This is a genomic window from Thalassiella azotivora (assembly GCF_054781695.1).
Window position 1 is genome coordinate 12,585 of sequence record NZ_BAAGTX010000013.1, and the last position, 17,635, is coordinate 30,219.

Annotated in this window: 16 protein-coding genes and 3 riboswitches; of the genes, 11 read left to right on the top strand and 5 right to left on the bottom strand. The window is 75.4% G+C overall.

Going from position 1 to position 17,635, the window contains the following annotated elements:
• From ACYVQV_RS10345 to ACYVQV_RS10365, 5 genes are all read left to right on the top strand, one after another.
• Complete coding sequence (locus tag ACYVQV_RS10345) at positions 1-1,428, top strand: FAD-dependent oxidoreductase (RefSeq protein ID WP_461023205.1); 1,428 nt, start codon at positions 1-3, stop codon at positions 1,426-1,428.
• Complete coding sequence (locus tag ACYVQV_RS10350) at positions 1,425-2,750, top strand: MFS transporter (RefSeq protein ID WP_461023206.1); 1,326 nt, start codon at positions 1,425-1,427, stop codon at positions 2,748-2,750. The genes ACYVQV_RS10345 and ACYVQV_RS10350 overlap by 4 nt, the downstream gene beginning before the upstream one ends.
• Before the next feature lie 32 nt (positions 2,751-2,782).
• On the top strand, positions 2,783-3,136 hold the full coding sequence (locus ACYVQV_RS10355) for an ArsR/SmtB family transcription factor (protein WP_461023207.1): 354 nt from the start codon (positions 2,783-2,785) through the stop codon (positions 3,134-3,136).
• Between the two features lie 68 nt (positions 3,137-3,204).
• Positions 3,205-4,302, top strand: a complete 1,098-nt coding sequence (gene arsB / locus ACYVQV_RS10360; RefSeq protein WP_461023208.1) for an ACR3 family arsenite efflux transporter — start codon at positions 3,205-3,207, stop codon at positions 4,300-4,302.
• Positions 4,303-4,333: 31 nt separating this feature from the next.
• Positions 4,334-4,741: an arsenate reductase ArsC gene (locus ACYVQV_RS10365; protein WP_461023209.1), complete on the top strand. Its 408-nt coding sequence runs from the start codon at positions 4,334-4,336 to the stop codon at positions 4,739-4,741.
• Positions 4,742-4,806: 65 nt separating this feature from the next.
• On the opposite strand, the gene ACYVQV_RS10370 is transcribed toward ACYVQV_RS10365, so the two are convergent.
• From ACYVQV_RS10370 to cobN, 3 genes are read right to left on the bottom strand one after another with little or no spacing between them, the layout of a single operon-like run.
• Positions 4,807-5,562: a cobalt-precorrin-6A reductase gene (locus tag ACYVQV_RS10370; RefSeq protein WP_461023210.1), complete on the bottom strand. Its 756-nt coding sequence runs from the start codon at positions 5,560-5,562 to the stop codon at positions 4,807-4,809.
• The gene (cobF, locus tag ACYVQV_RS10375) at positions 5,559-6,341 is read right to left on the bottom strand and encodes a precorrin-6A synthase (deacetylating) (protein ID WP_461023211.1); all 783 of its coding nucleotides are present in this window, start codon (positions 6,339-6,341) and stop codon (positions 5,559-5,561) included. The genes ACYVQV_RS10370 and cobF overlap by 4 nt, the downstream gene beginning before the upstream one ends.
• Positions 6,334-9,927: a cobaltochelatase subunit CobN gene (cobN, locus tag ACYVQV_RS10380; RefSeq protein WP_461023212.1), complete on the bottom strand. Its 3,594-nt coding sequence runs from the start codon at positions 9,925-9,927 to the stop codon at positions 6,334-6,336. Before cobN ends, cobF begins: the two co-directional genes overlap by 8 nt.
• Before the next feature lie 27 nt (positions 9,928-9,954).
• Positions 9,955-10,103: riboswitch (cobalamin riboswitch) on the bottom strand.
• Between the two features lie 26 nt (positions 10,104-10,129).
• A riboswitch (cobalamin riboswitch) is annotated at positions 10,130-10,200 on the top strand.
• A gap of 45 nt (positions 10,201-10,245) precedes the next feature.
• On the opposite strand from cobN, the gene ACYVQV_RS10385 reads away from it, so the two are divergent.
• From ACYVQV_RS10385 to ACYVQV_RS10410, 6 genes are all read left to right on the top strand, one after another.
• A complete protein-coding gene (locus ACYVQV_RS10385) occupies positions 10,246-11,154 on the top strand; it encodes a nitrite reductase (RefSeq protein WP_461023213.1) in 909 nt (302 codons plus the stop codon).
• Positions 11,151-11,834 (top strand): precorrin-8X methylmutase, encoded by a 684-nt coding sequence (locus ACYVQV_RS10390; protein ID WP_461023214.1) that lies wholly within the window; start codon positions 11,151-11,153, stop codon positions 11,832-11,834. Before ACYVQV_RS10385 ends, ACYVQV_RS10390 begins: the two co-directional genes overlap by 4 nt.
• Entirely contained in the window at positions 11,831-13,384 is a 1,554-nt protein-coding gene (locus ACYVQV_RS10395) for a precorrin-2 C(20)-methyltransferase (RefSeq protein ID WP_461023215.1), read from the top strand. The genes ACYVQV_RS10390 and ACYVQV_RS10395 overlap by 4 nt, the downstream gene beginning before the upstream one ends.
• A gap of 40 nt (positions 13,385-13,424) precedes the next feature.
• A complete protein-coding gene (locus ACYVQV_RS10400; RefSeq protein ID WP_461023216.1) occupies positions 13,425-13,940 on the top strand; it encodes a helix-turn-helix domain-containing protein in 516 nt (171 codons plus the stop codon).
• 44 nt (positions 13,941-13,984) lie between these two features.
• A complete protein-coding gene (locus ACYVQV_RS10405; RefSeq protein WP_461023311.1) occupies positions 13,985-14,593 on the top strand; it encodes a nucleotidyl transferase AbiEii/AbiGii toxin family protein in 609 nt (202 codons plus the stop codon).
• A gap of 198 nt (positions 14,594-14,791) precedes the next feature.
• Complete coding sequence (locus tag ACYVQV_RS10410; protein ID WP_461023217.1) at positions 14,792-15,076, top strand: hypothetical protein; 285 nt, start codon at positions 14,792-14,794, stop codon at positions 15,074-15,076.
• A 9-nt stretch (positions 15,077-15,085) separates the two neighbouring features.
• Here the strand turns inward: ACYVQV_RS10410 and cobM are convergent, their stop codons facing one another.
• Together cobM and cbiE are read right to left on the bottom strand one after the other, a co-directional pair.
• Positions 15,086-15,838 (bottom strand): precorrin-4 C(11)-methyltransferase, encoded by a 753-nt coding sequence (cobM, locus tag ACYVQV_RS10415; RefSeq protein ID WP_461023218.1) that lies wholly within the window; start codon positions 15,836-15,838, stop codon positions 15,086-15,088.
• Positions 15,839-15,842: 4 nt separating this feature from the next.
• Positions 15,843-17,048: a precorrin-6y C5,15-methyltransferase (decarboxylating) subunit CbiE gene (cbiE, locus tag ACYVQV_RS10420; protein ID WP_461023312.1), complete on the bottom strand. Its 1,206-nt coding sequence runs from the start codon at positions 17,046-17,048 to the stop codon at positions 15,843-15,845.
• 364 nt (positions 17,049-17,412) lie between these two features.
• A riboswitch (cobalamin riboswitch) is annotated at positions 17,413-17,581 on the top strand.
• Positions 17,582-17,635: the final 54 nt, after the last annotated feature.

Below are 17,635 nucleotides of genomic sequence, written 5' to 3' on the forward strand. Positions count from 1 at the left end.
GTGACCGAGACGCTGACCACCACCGTCACCACCACCGCCCTCGACGACCTGCCCGTCGTCGTCATCGGGGCCGGCCCGGTCGGGCTCGCAGCCGCAGCGCACCTGCGCCAGCGCGGTCTCGACGTCGTCGTCCTGGAGGCCGGCGACCACCCCGGGGCCGCGGTCGCGCAGTGGGGGCACGTGCGCACGTTCACCCCCTGGCGCTGGATCGTCGACCCCGCCGCCGCCGAGCTGCTGGGCCCCACCGGGTGGTCGGCACCCGCGGGCACGACCCCCCCGACCGGCGCCGAGATCGTGCGCGACTACCTGGAGCCGCTCGCCTCCGCGCTGGGGGACGCCGTGCGGCTGGGGCACCGCGTCCTCGCGGTGAGCCGCCAGGGCCTGGACCGCGCCCGCACGCTCGGGCGTGACGAGCGACCGCTCCTGGTCCGGGTCGCCGGCCCGCGCCGCACCGAGGACCTGCTCGCGCGAGCCGTCGTCGACGCCTCCGGCACGTGGGGCTCTCCCAACCCCCTCGGCGGATCGGGGCTGCCCGCCGCCGGCGAGGCCGAGGCCCGCGACGCCGGGTTCGTCGTGGGCCCGCTGCCCGACGTCCTCGGCCGGGACCGGGACCGGCACGCGGGCCGGACGACCCTCGTCGTCGGCATGGGGCACTCCGCGGCCAACACCCTGGCGGCTCTCGCGGAGCTGGCCCGCCAGGAGCCCGGCACCCGCGTGCTCTGGGCGGTCCGCGCCGACTCGCCGCGGCGCCTGTACGGCGGGGGCGCGGCCGACCAGCTCCCCGCGCGCGGCCGCCTCGGCAGCGCGGTGCACGACCTCGTCGACACCGGCGCGGTCGAGCTCGTCACCGGCTTCACCACCACCGCGGTGGAGCGCCACGGCGACACCGTGACGGTCGTCGGGACCGACCCTGCGGGCGGCTCGCGCCGACTGGAGGGCGTGCACGTCGTCGCCGCTGCGACGGGCTTCCGGCCCGACCTGTCGATCCTGTCCGAGGTGCGCCTCGACCTCGACCCCGGCCTGGAGGCACCGCGGGCGCTCGCGCCGCTCGTCGACCCGGCGTTCCACTCGTGCGGGACGGTCCCCCCGCACGGCCACCGGGACCTCGCCCACCCGGAGCCGGGCCTGTACGTCGTGGGGATGAAGTCCTACGGCCGCGCACCGACCTTCCTCGTCGCCACGGGGAACGAGCAGGTCAGGTCCGTCGTCGCGGCGATCGCCGGGGACACCCGCGCCGCCGACGAGGTCCACCTCGAGCTGCCGGAGACGGGCGTCTGCTCGGCCCCGGCCCCGGCCACCGCGGTGGACGAGCACCACCGGGCCCTGCCGACGGGCGCCGTCCCCATCGGGTTCGCCACCGGGACGGCCGTGGCCACCGGGACGGCCGGCAGCGTCGCCGTCGCGGAGCCCGCCGCCTGCTGCGGGTGACCCGCGGGGACCGCGCCGCCGGGGGAACCGGGGCGGCGTCGGCGGCGTCCACCTCGGTGCAACCTCCGGGTGAGGGTGCCGGGCCGGTCGTGGGGGCCGGCCCGGCGCCGCCCCCGGACGGTGACCGACGCGGCTGGCAGGTCGTCGGCGTGCTCGCGGCGACCGAGACGGTCAGCTGGGGAGTGCTGCACTACGCCTTCGCCGTCCTCACCCTGCCGGTGCAGTCCGACCTCGACGCCTCCGCGGCGGTCGTGACCGGCGCGTTCTCGCTGTCGCTGCTGGTCTCCGCCCTGCTCGCGGTACCCGTCGGACGGCTTCTCGACGCCCACGGTCCGCGCGGCGTGATGACCGTCGGAGCCGTCCTCGCGGCCGTCGGGGTGGCGGCCTGGGCGCGGGCCGACTCCGTCGCCGCCCTGTACGCCGCGTTCGCGCTGATCGGCGTCGCCCGCTCCGCCGTGCTCTACGAACCGGCCTTCACCGCGGTGGTGCAGTGGTTCGGCGCCCGGTCCCGCCGTCCGCTCCTCGTCGTCACCCTGGTCGCGGGCCTGGCGTCGACGGTCGCCGTCCCCACGACGACCGTCCTGGCGGAGCGGCTCGGGTGGCGCGACACCCTGCTCGTGCTCGCTGCGGTGCTGGTGGTCACGACCGCCGTCCCGCACGCGCTGTGGTTGCTGCGCCCCCCGGGGCGGGCGGTCCCGGTACCTCGCCGTCGACCGGCGGCTCTCACCGAGGCCGTCGACGTGCTGCGCGACGCACGGCTGCGACGCCTCGTGGTCGCGTTCTCCGCCAACGCCTTCGCGACCGTCGTCGTGGCCACGCACCTCATCGCGGCGCTGTCGGAGGCCGGGCACCCCGCGACCTTCACCGGCGTCGTCGCCGGGTCGCTCGGGGTGCTGTCCGTCACCGGGCGGGTGCTGCTGACCGCGGCCACCCGGCGGTGGGACACCGCACGGGTGGCCGGCTCGGTCTTCGTCGTCCAGGCGGGCGGCGCCCTCGGCCTGCTGCTGGCTCCGTCGTCCGCCGGGACCGTCGCCGGCGGCGTCGTGCTCATCGGGCTGGGCCTCGGTGTCGGCACCCTCGCCCGACCGGCGCTGCTCGCCGAAGCCGTCGGAACGGCGCGGTTCGGGACCGTGTCCGGCGCCGTCGCGGTCGCCGTCACCACGGCGACGACGGCAGGCCCCGTAGCCGCCGGCCTGCTCCGGACGGCCGGCGGCGGGTACGGCCCCGTCCTGGCCGTGGTCGCAGCCGCCCTGCTCCTGTCGGGGGCCACGTTGCTGCGCCGACCGCGGCGGACGCCGGACGTTCACCTGCCGTCCGCTTGACGCACCAGCCACCACTGGTGTGTGGTGGTGGCGTGGCACCAGCAGCGACTGATACGTCGTCCCCGCGGCGACCGGCGACGGCGGCCGGCCTCGCCGCGCAGGCGGAGACCCTGCGGGTCCTGGCCGACCCCGTCCGCGCCGCGATCGTCGACCTCCTCGCCGACGAGCAGCTCTGCAACTGCCACCTGCAGGAGTCCCTCGGGCTCAAGCAGACCCTCGTCTCGCACCACCTCGCCGCGCTGCGGGACGCGGGACTCGTCGAGCGCGAGACCCGCGGCCGGTTCACCTGGTACCGGCTGCGACCCGGCGCGCTGGACGGCGTCCGGGACGCGCTCGGCCACCTCGCCGCGGCGGCGCGCCGCACGGTGCCGCAGCGGGCCTGCTGACCCCCCGCCCGAGCCGTACCCACCGACCGGAACCACACCGGCACCCACCCGTCAGGACGGACCACCGCATGAGCGCGCCCACCCCCGCGACCGGCACCCCGACCGGCACCCCGAGGCCGGCCGAGGCCCACGTCGTCGAGCGGCTCGGCACCCTCGACCGGTTCCTGCCCCTGTGGATCCTCGCCGCGATGGCCGCGGGCCTGCTGCTCGGCCGCGGCGTCCCCGATTTCGGCGAGGCGCTCGGCGCCGTCCAGGTCGCCGGCGTCTCGCTGCCGATCGCCCTCGGGCTGCTGGTGATGATGTACCCGGTGCTGGCGAAGGTCCGCTACGACCGGCTCGGCGACGTCACCTCCGACCGCCGGCTGCTGGTCACCTCGCTGGTGCTCAACTGGCTGGTCGGCCCGGCGCTGATGTTCACGCTCGCGTGGACGTTCCTGCCCGACCTGCCGGAGTACCGCACGGGCCTGGTCGTCGTCGGGCTCGCCCGGTGCATCGCGATGGTCATCATCTGGAACGACCTCGCCTGCGGCGACCGGGAGGCCGCCGCCGTGCTCGTCGCCCTCAACTCGGTGTTCCAGGTCGTCGCGTTCTCGGCGCTCGGCTGGTTCTACCTCGTCGCGCTCCCCGGCTGGCTCGGGCTCGACACCTCCGGGCTCGACGTGTCCGTGTGGCACATCGCCCTGTCGGTGCTGGTGTTCCTCGGCGTGCCGCTGCTCGCCGGCTACGCGTCCCGGCGCATCGGCGAGCGGACCGTCGGCCGCGAGCGCTACGAGAGCCGGTTCCTGCCGCGGGTCGGCCCGTGGGCCCTGTACGGGCTGCTGTTCACGATCGTCGTGCTCTTCGCCCTGCAGGGTGAGGCGATCACCAGCAGGCCGCTGGACGTCGTCCGCATCGCCGTCCCGCTGCTCGTCTACTTCGTCGTGATGTGGGCGGGGTCGCTGGCGCTGGCCCGCGGGATCGGTCTGGGCTACGCGCGCTCCACCACGCTGGCCTTCACCGCCGCGGGCAACAACTTCGAGCTCGCGATCGCCGTCGCCATCGCCACCTTCGGGGTGACGTCCGGCCAGGCCCTCGCCGGGGTGGTCGGCCCGCTCATCGAGGTGCCGGTGCTCGTCGGGCTCGTGTACGTCTCCCTGTGGGCTCGGCGCTTCTTCCGAGCCCCCTGATTTCCGTCCACCCACCACCGAGGAGCCCGTCGTGCCCGACGTCCCCAGCGTCCTGTTCGTCTGCGTCCACAACGCCGGCCGGTCCCAGATGGCCGCGGGCTTCCTGCGGCACCTCGCCGGCGACCGGGTCGAGGTCCGCTCGGCCGGGTCGATGCCGACCGACCGGGTCAACCCGGTCGCCGTCGAGGCGATGCGGGAGGTCGGCGTCGACATCTCCGCCGCGGCCCCGAAGGTCCTGACCACCGAGGCCGTCGAGGCCAGCGACGTCGTCGTCACCATGGGCTGCGGGGACGCGTGCCCGATCTTCCCGGGCAAGCGGTACGAGGACTGGGCGCTGGACGACCCGGCCGGTCAGGGCATCGACGCGGTCCGGCCGATCCGCGACGAGATCCGCCGCCGCGTCGAGGCGCTCGTCGCCGACCTCGCCCCCACCCCCTGACCGTTTGCTCACGCCGCCGGGCCTTGCTCACCCAGACGGGACGAACGGGGCTGATCCGTACCGTCTCAGCGAGCAGAGCCCGCGGGAGTGAGCACGTGGTGGACCCAGGCGCGGGCCGCGGGGACGCCGTCCACGCACGCGACGCCCACAGGCGGCTCCGGGCGGTCGACCACCACGACGGGGACGCCGAGCCCCGCGGCGGCCTCGAGCTTCGGCCACGTGTACGCGCCACCGGAGTCCTTGGTGACGAGGACGTCGGCGCCGTGCCCGCGCAGCAGCCGCTCCTCGGAGCCCAGCGCGTACGGACCGCGGTCCCGCACGATCGTCCAGGCGCGCGGGACGTCGTCCGGTGGCTCCACGACGCGCACCAGCGCGGGGTGCCCGCCGAGCACGGGGGCGTAGTGCGGCAGCGGCTGCCGGCCCACGGTCAGGACCGGCCGGCGGCCCAGGTCCGCCGCGACGCGGGCGGCCGCGTCGTGGTCCGGGACCCGGTGCCAGCAGGCGGTCGCGGGTCCGGTCCACCCCGGCCGGGCGAGTCGCAGCAGCGGGACTCCGGTGCAGGCTGCGGCGGCGTGCGCCGACATCCGCCGGGCGTAGGGGTGGGTGGCATCGACCACCGCGGCGACGCCGTGGTCCCGGAGGTACGCGCGCAGCCCCTCGACGCCACCGAAGCCGCCGACGCGCACCTCGCCCCGCGGCAGCCGGGGGCGGCTCACCCGTCCGGCCAGGGACGACACGACGGGCAGGCCGTCGCCGACGAGCAGGTCCGCGAGCGCCCGCGCCTCCGCCGTCCCACCGAGGAGGAGCACCTGACCCCTCACGGAGCGGGGACCTCCGCGGCGGGCAGCCGCAGCAGGGAGGTGTCCATCACCCACCCGGCCTCGGCCCGGGCCGCCTCCCGCTCCGCGAGCACGCGCGGCAGGACGTCGGCGACGCGACCGGCGACGAGCCGCTCGGACGCCGTGCCGAGGTTCGCGCCCCACCAGATCCGCCACTCCCCCAACCCGTCCAGGTCCGGTTCACGGCCCAGCAGGACGGCGACGTTGCGTTCACCGCGGTCGACGGCCTCCCGCAGCCGGCGCGCGGTCGTCACGTGCAGCGGCCGGCCGACCTCGTGCAGGACGACCCGGTGCCGGGCGGCGAGCAGCGACAGGCTCGACACCCCCGGCACGACGTCGTAGTCCAGGCGGACCCGGCCGCGGGCCGAGATCGCGTCGAGCACGCGCACCGTCGAGTCGTACAAGGACGGGTCACCCCAGACGAGGAACGCCGCGTCGCCGTCGCGACCGAGCAGCGCCTCCTCGAACGCCTCGGCCCGGGCCGCGTGCCAGTCCGCCACGGCCCGGTCGTAGTCCGCGCCGGGACGGCGGTCCCGCTGCGGGTCGCGGACGGCGACGACGGGCAGGTCCCCGAGGCCGCGGCAGATCTCACGGCGCACCTCCAGCAGCGGGTCGTCGTCCGCCTTCTCCGCGGCGAGGACGTAGGTGCTGGCACGCAACGCGTCCGCGGCCTCGGCGGTCAGGTGGTGCGGTCCCATCCCGATCCCGACGACGCGCACGCGGCGGTGGGGGGCCGACGCGGCGCCGGGGACCTCACCCACCGTGCCGGTCCTCCAGGTCGCCCTCGAGGTCGAGGTACACGGCCTTCATCGCGGCGAGCACGTCGGCGTCCGGTTCGGCCCACAGGCCGCGGTCGACGGCCTCGTGGAGCCGCTCGACGATCCCGCGCAGCGCCCACGGGTTCGACGTACGCATGAACTCCTGCGTCGTGGCGTCGAGGACGTACTCGCGGGCGAGCCGGTCGTACATCCAGTCGTGGACGACACCGGTCGTGGCGTCGAAGCCGAACAGGTAGTCGACGGTCGCGGCGAGCTCGAACGCCCCCTTGTACCCGTGCCGGCGCATCGCCCCGATCCAGCGGGGGTTGACCACGCGGGCGCGGAAGACGCGGTTCGTCTCCTCCTGCAGCGTGCGGGTGCGGACGGCGTCGGGGCTGGTCGAGTCCCCGACGTACGCCTTCGGGTCCCGGCCGGTGAGCGCCCGCACCGTGGCGACCATGCCGCCGTGGTACTGGAAGTAGTCGTCGGAGTCGGCGATGTCGTGCTCGCGCGTGTCGACGTTCTTCGCCGCGACCTCGATGCGGCGGTACGCGGTACGCATGTCGTCCGCCGCGGGCGCGCCGTCCAGGCCGCGGCCGTACGCGAAGCCGCCCCACACCGTGTAGACCTCGGCGAGGTCGGCGTCGTCGCGCCAGGACCCGGACTCGACGGCCTGCAGGATGCCCGCGCCGTACGAGCCGGGCTTGGACCCGAACACCCGGGTGGTCGCGCGCCGCTCGTCCCCGTGCTCGGCCAGGTCGGCCAGCACGTGCGCGCGGACGAAGTTCTGCTCCACCGGCTCGTCGAGGCCGGCCACGAGCCGGACGGCGTCGTCGAGCATCGCGACGACGTGCGGGAAGGCGTCGCGGAAGAACCCGGAGATCCGCACGGTGACGTCGATCCGCGGCCGTCCGAGCTCCTCCAGCGGGACGACGTGCAGGTCCCTGACCCGGCGGGACGCCTCGTCCCACTCCGGCCGAACCCCGAGCAGCGCGAGCACCTCGGCGACGTCGTCACCGGACGTGCGCATCGCCGACGTCCCCCACACCGACAGCCCCACGGACGCCGGGTACGCGCCGGTGTCGTCGAGGTGGCGGCGCAGCAGCGAGTCGGCCATCGCCAGCCCGGTCTGCCACGCCAGCCGCGACGGCACGGCCCGGGGGTCGACGGTGTAGAAGTTCCGCCCCGTCGGGAGCACGTTGACCAGCCCGCGCAGCGGTGACCCGGACGGCCCCGCCGGTACGAACCCGCCGTCGAGGGCGTGCAGGGTCGCGTCGAGCTCGTCGGTGGTCCGGTCCAGCCGCGGGACCACCTCGGTGGCGGCGAACCGCAGCACCCGCCGCACCTCGGGGTCGTCGTGCAGGCCGTCCGCGGCGTCCGGGTCCCAGCCCGCGGTCTCCATCGCCAGGACCAGCTCACGGGCGCGGGCCTCGGCGGCGTCCACGGCGGCGAGGTCCTCGCCCTCCTTCAGGCCGAGTGCCGCGCGCAGGCCGGGGACGGCGCGGGACTGGCCACCCCACACCTGCGCGGCGCGCAGCACCGCCAGGACGAGGTTCACCCGCGCCTCGCCGTCCGGCGCCTGGCCGAGCACGTGCAGCCCGTCGCGGATCTGCACGTCCTTGATCTCGCACAGCCAGCCGTCGACGTGCAGCAGGAAGTCGTCGAACTCCTCGTCGTCCGGGCGCTCCTGGAGGCCGAGGTCGCGGTGCATCTCGGCGGCGTGCAGGAGCTGCCAGATCTCCCCGCGGATCGCGGGCAGCTTCGCCGGGTCCATCGCGGCCACGTTGGCGTGCTCGTCGAGGAGCTGCTCCAGCCGGGCCACGTCGCCGTAGGTCTCGGCCCGGGCCATCGGCGGCACGAGGTGGTCGACGACGACGGCGTGCGCGCGGCGCTTGGCCTGCGCGCCCTCGCCCGGGTCGTTGACGAGGAACGGGTACACCAGCGGCAGGTCGCCGATCGCGGCGTCCGTGGCGCAGGACGCCGACAGCGCGGCGTTCTTGCCGGGCAGCCACTCCAGCGACCCGTGCTTGCCCAGGTGCACCACGGCGTGCGCGCCGAAGCCCCGGGCGACCCAGCGGTACGCGGCGAGGTAGTGGTGGCTCGGCGGCAGGTCCGGGTCGTGGTAGATCGCCACGGGGTTCTCCCCGAACCCGCGGGGCGGCTGGATCATCAGGACGACGTTCCCCGCGCGGATCGCGGCGAGGACCAGGTGCCCGTCGTCGTCGACGAACAGCGACCCCGGCGCCGGACCCCAGGCCTCCTCGACGGCGTCGCGCAGGTCCACCGGCAGGTGCGCCGTCCACGCGGCGTACTCCTGCGCGCTGATCCGCACGTGCGCGTCACCGAGCTCGGCGGTGGTCAGCCACTCCTCGTCCTGCCCGCCGGCCGCGATGAGGGCGTGGATGAGGGCGTCCCCGGCCGCGGTGTCGTCCTCGAGGTCCAGCCAGGGCAGGTCCTCGGGCGCGCCCAGGTGGTACCCGGCGTCGCGCATCCGCCGCAGCAGGCGGATCGCCGACACGGGTGTGTCCAGGCCGACGGCGTTGCCGATCCGCGAGTGCTTCGTCGGGTACGCCGACAGCATCAGGGCGACCCGCCGCTCCCGCGGCGGCACGCGGCGCAGCCGGGCGTGGTTCACCGCGATCCGGGCGACGCGGTCGCAGCGCTCGGCGTCGGCGACGTACCGGGGCAGGCCGTCCTCGCCGATCTCCTTGAAGGAGAACGGGACGGTGATGATCCGGCCGTCGAACTCGGGGATCGCGACCTGGTTGGCCGAGTCGAGCGGGGTGACGCCGTCGTCGTTCGCCTCCCACTCGGCCCGGCTGCTCGTCAGGCACAGACCTTGCAGCACCGGGATGTCCAGGGCGCTGATCCGGGCCACGTCCCAGGACTCGTCGTCCTCCCCCGCCGACGCGCTGGCGGGCTTGGAGCCACCCGCGGCCAGGACCGTGACGACGAGGGCGTCGAGCGTGCGGAGCGCGTCGAACAGCTCGTCGGGCGCGGAGCGCAGCGACCCGGCGAACACCGGGACGCCGACCGCCTGGCCGGTGGCGTCGACGGCGTCCGCGAGAGCGTGGGCGAAGCCGGCGTTCCCGCTGACCTCGTGCGCCCGGTAGTAGAGGACGCCGACGCGGGGCAGGTCGGTGTCGGAGGGGGCCTCGGGCCGTTCGGCCAGGCCCCACTCCGGGACCGCGCGCGGCGGTTCGAACCCCTCACCGGTGAGCAGCACGGTGTCGCTGAGGAAGGCGTGCAGCTGCGCGAGGTTCGCCGGTCCCCCCTCGGCGAGGTACCGGTGGGCCTCCACGGCGACCCCCGGGGGCACCGTCGACAGCCGCATCAGCTCGGCGTCCGGCTGCTGCTCACCACCCAGCACGACGAGCGGCACGCCCGAACCCCGCACCTTCTCGACCCCCGTGCACAGGTCCCGCGGGGAGCCGAGGACGCGGGCGACGACCAGGTCGGCACCCGCCAGCACCTCGCCGACGGAGCGCTCGTGGTCGAGGCGGCCGGGGTTGGCGAGCGCGTAGTCGGCGCCGCTCCCCCGGGCCGAGAGCAGGTCTGTGTCGGACGTGGACAGCAGCGCGATGCGCATGGGTTTCTCCTCGGGGTTCTCGCCCCTGTCGGCGGAGGTCCCGTGGCCAGTGTCTGGCTGACCGGCGCGTGGCCGGATCACAGTGGCGGAACCGCCCCGGACTGGGTCGTGCCGACCTGCACCGGGTTCCTGATCCACGAGACGTAGCGCGAGCAGCCTAGGGCACGCTGCTAGATTCCCGGCGACAACGACGACGGATCCCGAGGAAGCCGGTGCGAGACCGGCGCGGTCCCGCCACTGTGAGCGCCCCAGCCGGCGCGCAGCCAGACACTCGGCCCGTCGTCCCTCCGGAGCGGGGCGGATCTCCCCGAGAGAGGCGTGAGCGTCGTGCGCGCACCCGTCGACAACCCACCTCGTGCGGCAGCCCCCCGCTCGGGGCCCGACCGCTGCCCGGGCGTGCTGCGCCCCTGGCCCGCCGACGACGGCGCGCTCGTGCGGGTCCGGCTGGTCGGTGGGCGGGTCGACGGGCCGGCGCTGCTCGGTCTCCTGGACGTCGCGGAGCGGTTCGGGGACGGCCGGCTGCACCTGACGTCCCGGGCGAACGTCCAGCTGCGCGGGCTGCCGCTGGAGGACGGCGCGGACCCACGGCTGGCCGGGGACGTCGTCGCCGCGGTGGAGGCCACCGGCCTGCTGCCCTCACGGGAGCACGACCTCGTACGCAACGTCATGGTCTCGCCGCAGTCGGGGTTCGGCGGAGGCCGCGCCGACGTGCGTCCGGTGGCCGCGACGTTCGACGAGCGGCTGCGCGGCTCGACGGCGCTGGCCGGGCTCCCCGGCAAGTTCCTCGTGGCGCTGGACGACGGGCGGGGCGACCTCGCGGACCAGCCGTGCGACCTGGGCCTGGTTGCGCTGGACGCGAGCCGCGCCCAGCTGCGTGTCGGCTCCGGGTGGGGTGACGTGGTGACGCTGGACGACGCGGCGGCCGTGCTCGCCGACCTGGCGGCGGCCTTCCTGCGGGTTCGCGGGTCGGGGCCCGGGGCGGCGTGGCACGTGGACGAGCTCGACGCGCCGCTGGTGCCGCGGGTGGCGCCCGAGCCGGCCGCGCTGGTGACCTCGCCGCCGCTGCCACCGGGCCCGGTGCCCGGGGGCGAGCACGTCGTCGTCCCCGACGGCGTGCTCGACGGCGGGACCGTCCGTGACCTCGTCGCCCGTGGCGGCGCGGGCGAGCTCGTGGTCACCCCGTGGCGGGGTGTGCTCGTGCCGGCCACGACGGTGGTGCCCCGGTGACCGGCGGCCCCACGCTGCACGACGTCGTCCCGCCGACGCGGCGGTACGCCTACGAGACGGACGGTCCGGCGATCTACGTCGACTCGTTCGCGACGATCCGCCGCGAGGCGCGCCTCGACCACCTCCCACCCGGCGCGGAGAAGCTGGCGGTGCGGATGATCCACGGCTGCGGCCAGGTCGACCTCGCCCAGGACCTCGTCGTCCACCCGGAGCTGCCCCGCGCGGCGCGCCAGGCCCTGGACGGCGGCGCACCGGTGCTCGCGGACGCCCGGATGGTCGCCGTCGGCATCACCGCCGGCCGGCTGCCCGCGGACAACGACGTGCTGTGCTTCCTCACCGACGACCGGGTCCCCGACCTCGCGCGGCGCTGGGGCACCACCCGGACCGCCGCCGCGGTCTCCCTGTGGGAGCCGCACCTGGAGGGCGCCGTGGTCGCGATCGGCAACGCGCCGACGGCCCTGTTCCACCTGCTGGAGATGCTCGTCGACGGCGCCCCCCGACCCGCCGCGATCGTCGGCTGCCCGGTCGGGTTCATCGGCGCGGTCGAGTCGAAGCAGGCGCTCGCCGATCTGGCCGCCGACCACGGGATCGACGTCCCGTTCGTCACGGTCCGGGGACGGCGCGGCGGGTCGGCGATGACCTCCGCGGCCGTCAACGCCCTAGCCCAGGAGGCGGAGTGAGCACCGGCACGTTCTACGGCGTCGGGGTGGGGCCGGGGGACCCCGAGCTCGTCACCCTCAAGGCCGCCCGGATCATCGGGGCCGCGGACGTCGTCGCCTACCACGCGGGGACGCGCAGCAGCTCGTCCAACGCCCGGCGCACGGTGGCCGACCTGCTCCCCGCCGGGGTGGTCGAGGAGGAGCTGCGCTACCCCGTGACGACGGGCGGCACCGACCACCCCGGCGGGTACGCGGGGGCGATGGCGCAGTTCTACGAGGAGTCCGCCGCCCGGCTCGCCACGCACCTGGAGGCGGGCCGAGACGTCGTCCTGCTCGCCGAGGGCGACCCGTTCTTCTACGGCTCGTGCATGTACATGCACGACCGGCTGGCCGAGCGGTTCCCGACCGAGGTGGTGCCCGGTGTGCCGGCGTTCTCGGCGGCCACGGCCGCCGCGGGGACCCCGCTGGCGCGGCAGACCGACGTCCTCACCGTGCTGCCGGGGACGCTGCCCACGCCCGAGCTCGCCCGCCGGCTCGCCGACACCGACGCGGCCGTCGTCATGAAGCTGGGACGCACGTTCCGCTCGGTGCGCGAGGCGCTCGCGCAGGCCGGCCGGTTGGACGGCGCCCTGTACGTCGAGCGGGCCTCGCAGCCGGGAGAGCGGTGGCTGCCGGTCGCCGACGTCGACCCGGACACGGTGCCCTACTTCTCGCTCGTCGTGGTGCCCGGCGACACCCGGCACGCGGACCCGGGCGGACGCCGTCCGGTGCCGCTCGAGGCGACAGCGGCCCCGTCCACCGGTGCGTCGGCCGCCGCCGAGCTGCTGGTCGTCGGGCTGGGTCCCGGCCCGGACCGGTGGCTGACCGAGGAGGCCCGGCGGGCGCTGGCGGAGGTCGACCACGTCGTCGGGTACGCGCCGTACGTGGCCCGGGTGCCGCAGCGGGCCGGCCTGACCCGGCACGCCTCCGGGAACACCGTGGAGGTCGACCGCGCCCGGTTGGCCCTGGACCTCGCGCTCGCCGGGGAGCGGGTCGCCGTGGTGTCCGGGGGCGACGCCGGGGTGTTCGGGATGGCGTCGGCCGTGTTCGAGGCGGCGCAGGACCCCCGGTACGCGGACGTCCCGGTGCGGGTGCTGCCCGGGGTCAGCGCCGTGCAGGCGGTCGCGGCGCGCGCCGGTGCGCCGGTCGGCGCGGACTTCGCCGTGGTCAGCCTGTCCGACCGGCTCAAGCCGTGGGCCGTGGTCGAGCGGCGGCTGCGGGCCGTCGCCGAGGCCGACCTCGTCCTAGCCGTCTACAACCCCGCGTCCCGGTCGCGCACCCACCAGGTGGAGCGCCTGCGCGACGTGCTGCTGGAGCACCGCAAGCCCGACACCGTGGTCGTCGTCGGCCGGGACGTCGGCCGCGACGGCGAGTCGGTGACCGTCACGACGCTGGGCGACCTGGACCCGGCGTCCGTGGACATGCGGTGCCTGCTGCTCGTCGGGGCGTCGGCGACCACGGTCACCGACGCGGGGGCGGTGTGGACACCGCGCTTCATCAACGACGAGGAACCCCCCAGCCCGGCGCGGTAGTATCCGATCGGATACTGCCGAGATGCCAGGAGGTGCCGACGTGCAGACCGGAGCGCTCCTCGAACGCGCCCGACGCAGCGCCGGGATCACGCAGCAAGAGCTGGCCGACCGCGCGGGCACCTCCCGGACCGCCGTCTCGGCGTACGAGCACGGCCGGAAGTCCCCGTCGCTGACGACGCTGCAACGGCTGCTGCAGGCCACCGGCTTCGACATCGACGTGCGCCCGCACCCGCGCTACCGGACAGTCACCGGCCGACGGGGTCAGCAGTACGTCGTGCCGCACGACCTGCCCGATCTGAACGCCGGGCGCGCGCTCGCCACCGTGGAGCTGCCACTGCACCTCAACTGGTCGCAGCCGGGGCGCCGGTTCCGGCTCGCTGACCGGCACGACCGTGCGAGGGTCTACGCCATCGTCCTGCGCGAAGGGTCACCCGAGGACATCGAGGCCTACGTCGACGGCGCCCTGCTCGTGGACCTCTGGCCGGAGCTGGTCCTCCCCACCGACCTCCGGTCCGCCTGGCAGCCGCTGATCGACCGGACCGCAGGCACGAGCTGAACCGTGGCGTCGCCTTTCGCCCTGACGACCTTTCAGCTCGCCGTCTGCGAGCTGTTCTTCAGCCTGCCGGAGTCGGACGGCTTTCTCCTCGCCGGTGGCGCCGGCCTGGTGCTCAGCGCCTCACCACGCGGCCGACGAAGGACCTCGACCTCTTCGCACCGCCCACCCACGGGGACGTCTCGGCGATGCGGGACGCCTTCGTCGCCGCGGCGAGCGAGCAAGGCTGGCGTATGTTCCTTGCCCGGGACACACCGACGTTCTGCCGACTCACCGTCCACGGTCAGGACGACGTCCTCGTGGACCTCGCCATCGACGCGCCACCCGGACAACCGCCTTCCGCAAGCGTCGCAGGGCCCACCTTCGGTCGAGAAGAACTCGCCGGTCGGAAGCTCGTGGCCTTGTTCGACCGCGCCGAGGCGCGAGACTTCGTCGACGTCTACGTCCTGAGCAAGACCTGCAGCACGCGCTTGCTGCTGCAGCGAGCGCGTGACGTCAACCGAGGACTCGATCCTTCGGTGCTCGCGCAGATGTTCCGACTCCTGGACCGCTACGCGGACGACGACCTGGCGCTCGACGTCCAGGTCACGGATCTCAGCGCGATGCGCGAGTCCTTCGCGCAGTGGGCTGCCGAGCTCGAGCGGTGCACCGACTGAACGCTCCCGGACAGGCCCACTCGCGCACAGGCGGCCCACACCTCGTTGGCCCGTGTCGCGGACCGAGCGGCCCGACGGTCAGCCTGCCGATTGACCGCGCGCGCTTCGTGACCTCGCGCTGTCTGGGGCCTCATCCTCCCTCGACTCCTGTCACACCGACTGGCAGGGTGGTCGTACACCGACGAGGACGGAGTAGCCATGCACCCACGCACCTGGCAGGTGACCGGCAGCGCGGCGCTGGCCGTGCTCGTCATCGGCGGCATGCTGCCGCTCTGGCCGGACGGCGTCCGGTTCGGCGCCCTGGCCCTGGCGGCCGTGCTGGCCGTCGTCGCGGTCGTCCAGCGCCACCGGGCCCGGCACCAGGTCGAGGGGACCGTGCAGACAGCGGCCGGCCACCCGGTCGATCCGCCCCGGGACGCGCTCTACGAGGACCTCCGCTCCCGCACCGTCACCCGCGGCCCGAACGCGATCGGCGGCTCGTAGGGCGGTTCCTCACGAGCCCCGGTTGCGCTGCCGGTCGGCGGCGTAGAGGTAGGACTCGCCGCCGTCCGGGGCGTCGAGCGCCCGGCCGACGAGGATCACGGCCGCCTGGCGCAGGCCCGCGGCCTCGACCTGGTCGGCGATCGTGCCGACCGTCCCGCGCAGGACGAGCTCACCGGGCTGGCTGGCGCGGAACACCACGACCACCGGACAGTCCTCGCCGTAGTGCCCGGCGACCTCGGCCATCAGCGCGCGGGTGCGGGTCACCGCCAGGTGCAGGACGAGGGTGGCGCCCGTGGCGGCGAACGCGGTCAGCGACTCCCGCTCGGGCATCGCCGTCGACCGGGCCTGCGTCCGGGTCAGGACGACGCTCTGTGCCACGTGCGGCACGGTGAGCTCTCGTCCGACCAGGGCCGCGGCGGCGGCGTAGGCAGGGACCCCGGGCGTCACGTCCCACGGCACCCCGGCGGCGTCCAGGCGCCGGGTCTGCTCGTACACGGCCGAGTACACCGACGGGTCACCCGACGTCAGGCGGACGACGTCGAGCCCGTCACGGTGCGCCGTGACCAGCTCGCCGACGATCTGGTCCAGGTCCAGCGCCTGGGTGTCGACCAGCCGGACGCCGTCGCGGCACCGCGCCAGGACCGCGTCGTCCAGGTACGTGCCCGGGTACAGGACGACGTCCGCAGCCTCGAGCAGCGCCGCGGCGCGCAGGGTCAGCAGGTCGGCCGCGCCCGGGCCGGCGCCGACGAAGTGCACGGTCATCCGGTCAGACCCCCTCTGCCGCGACCGGCTTCGTCCACGACCACTGGGTGACGGCTCGCGCCGGGGTCCACCCGGTCATCCGGCCGATCGGCGCCGCCCGCTCGACGGACACCCGGGTCAGCTCCCCGCCGAGGGCGGAGTGCTCGCCGGCGAGGAGGACCTCGGTCTCCAGGGTCACGCCGTGCACGACGAGCCGGCCGCCCGGGCGCAGGCGGCCGCGGCACAGGTCGAGCAGGCCAGGTGCGGTCGCACCTCCGCCGACGAAGACCGCATCCGGGGCGGTCAGGTCCTCCAGCGCATCCGGGGCACGTCCGAACACCACCTGCAGACCCGGCACGCCGAGCCGCGAGGCGTTGCGCCGCACGCCCGCCGCACGATCGGGGTCGGCCTCGACGGCGACCGTCCGGCACGTCGGGTGGGCGCGCATCCACTCGATCCCGACCGACCCGGCCCCTGCGCCGACGTCCCAGAGCAGCTGCCCCGGGACCGGCGACAGCCGCGCGAGGGCCGAGGCGCGCAGGTCCCGCTTCGTCAGCTGCCCGTCGTGCTCGAACACCTCGTCGGGCAGACCCGCGACCCAGCCACCGACGAGTGGACCGACCAGGTCGAGGGCGACGACGTTGAGCTGCGGACCATCTCCCCGCCACGCGCCCGCCGTGGTGTCGACGCGCGTCTCGGACGGTGCTCCGAGGTCACCGAGAACCACCATCCGGCTGCCGCCGTAGCCGCACGATCGCAGCAGGTCCGCGACGGCGGGCGGGGTGGTCGCGTCGGCGGACAGGACGACGACACGGCGTCCGGGCGCGACCTCGCGCAGGACGGCGTGCAGGTCGCGACCCACCAGGGAGACGACAGCCACCGACTCCGCGGGCCAGCCGAGACGAGCGCGCGCCAGCGCCACCGACGACACGGCCGGCACGACGTCCACGCGGTCGGCCCCGAGGACGTCGACGAGGGTCGAACCGACCCCCGAGACCATCGGGTCGCCGGACGCGAGGGCAACCAGCTGGCGCCCGGAGTGCTTGTGCAGCAACGCCTCCAGGCCGTCGCGCAACGGGGACGGCCACCGTTCGCGAACCTGCCCGGCGACGTCCGGGAGCATCGCCAGGTGACGTGCCCCGCCGACGACGACCTCGGATTCGAACACCGTTCGCCTCGCTGCGTCGGGCAGGCCGGCCCACCCGTCGGCGCCCACGCCGACGACCGTCACGCGCTCCGGGTCAGGACGTGGGGGCGCGGACGGCGAGGACGCCTCGACGTCCGACTCGGGTGGAGACGGCGGCGCGGACGACGGCGGGGACGACGGCACGGACGACGGCACGGCGCGACCGTACAGCGCCGGACGACCCCCACCCCCACCAACGCACCTTTCCACCGACCTGCGGTCTCGACCGCCCTCCGGACCGCAGGTCGGTGTAAAGGTGCGGTCGGTAGGGGACTCGAGACCGCAAGGTGGTGGAAAGGTGCGGTCCAAGGGGAGGTGCGGGCTGGACGGAACGGACGGGCCGGGGGACCGCGGACGAGGGGTCCACGGGCGCCGGCGGCTGTGCCATGATGCGGCCGTCGGTCGACGGAGGAACACCGGTGACGACGCCCGAGAGGGCGCCGGAGTCCGGGGCGGTCCCGCCACTGTGACCGGGGAGCGTGCTCCCCTCGTGCGCCACTGGGCCCTGCTCGCAGGGTCCGGGAAGGCCGGGGGCACGTGCTGACGCACCAGCGTCTGGACCCGGGAGCCAGGACACTCCACGGCCGGTGCGAGCAGGCGACCGCCGGCTCGGTGCCGTGAGCGCGGGCGAG

Coding starts and splice junctions, on each gene's coding strand:
- arsB (WP_461023208.1), top strand. CDS start 3,205: ATGAGCGCGCCCACCCCCGCGACCGGCACCCCGACCGGCACCCCGAGG.
- ACYVQV_RS10410 (WP_461023217.1), top strand. CDS start 14,792: ATGCACCCACGCACCTGGCAGGTGACCGGCAGCGCGGCGCTGGCCGTG.
- cobM (WP_461023218.1), bottom strand. CDS start 15,838: ATGACCGTGCACTTCGTCGGCGCCGGCCCGGGCGCGGCCGACCTGCTG.
- cobN (WP_461023212.1), bottom strand. CDS start 9,927: ATGCGCATCGCGCTGCTGTCCACGTCCGACACAGACCTGCTCTCGGCC.